Annotated in this window: 1 protein-coding gene; it reads left to right on the top strand. The window is 50.7% G+C overall.

The window, feature by feature from the left end:
• Positions 1-380 precede the first annotated feature (380 nt).
• Positions 381-731, top strand: coding sequence for a hypothetical protein (locus tag PSO31014_RS22240; RefSeq protein ID WP_150553596.1), 351 nt, complete (start codon positions 381-383; stop codon positions 729-731).
• Positions 732-775: the final 44 nt, after the last annotated feature.

Genomic DNA, 775 nt, shown 5'->3' with positions numbered 1-775 from the left:
CTCAAATGCCTGTAGTTCTTCTTCATCGCAACACCCTACATCATTCGCGGTGTTGCACTTGAAACTGGAGACTAAGCCGCCCGAACCCGACATGTATGGATGTTTATCTGCCATGTGAGACTCTCCGTCAAAAATCAGTTATGGAACCTATGCGGCCAAATTCTGAGTAGCTGAAGCTCATTAAGCGCCTCCCCATACCCCAACGCACGGCTTTCAATCATATACAGTCAGACGAACGAAAGTATAAAATATGGTACATGCGGAGCATACACGAGCTTCGCGAGCAAGATATTTGCACGACGTCGCCCCCTCGGCGAATCATGTTGGACCTACTCAGACACGTCAGATTGAAATGCTAATGAGTGCACTGGCATGACTTGATGTCGATTGCCGATAGCACCCAATTCGATGCCCTCCTCGCTGACGTTGATGTCGCATCAGTGGTGGCCGAGCACAAGTCCTGTTTCTTCATTGAAAAGGACAGAGGCGGGAACAGCATCGACTACGGGCATGCCGTGTCGGGAGGCTTGTGCATCGTACCGACAGACGCTGCCAGGGACGCGCTTGCAAAGGACTGTGCTGCAATGATCGAAGATAACGTTCTGGTAGGAGATGAGGTTACATTCGACGAGTTGATGGCCAAATGCGCCAGCATTCACGACACGTTGAATCGAATCATGGCGAGCAACAACGCATCTGGGGCTGTCATTAATTTCGTGTTTGAGGCATAACATGTCGCCAAGGAGTGACGATGCCTCGCAAACCGAAAACCCCA

Origin of the sequence: Pandoraea soli (assembly GCF_902459595.1) — a bacterium.
Taxonomy (GTDB): Bacteria; Pseudomonadota; Gammaproteobacteria; order Burkholderiales; family Burkholderiaceae; genus Pandoraea; species Pandoraea cepalis.
The sequence above is the reverse complement of the archived record's forward strand: the minus strand, read 5'-3'. Positions and strand labels throughout refer to the sequence as shown.

Bases quoted from the DNA above. Each gene is read 5' to 3' on its own strand.
- PSO31014_RS22240 (WP_150553596.1), top strand. From the start codon at position 381: ATGTCGATTGCCGATAGCACCCAATTCGATGCCCTCCTCGCTGACGTT.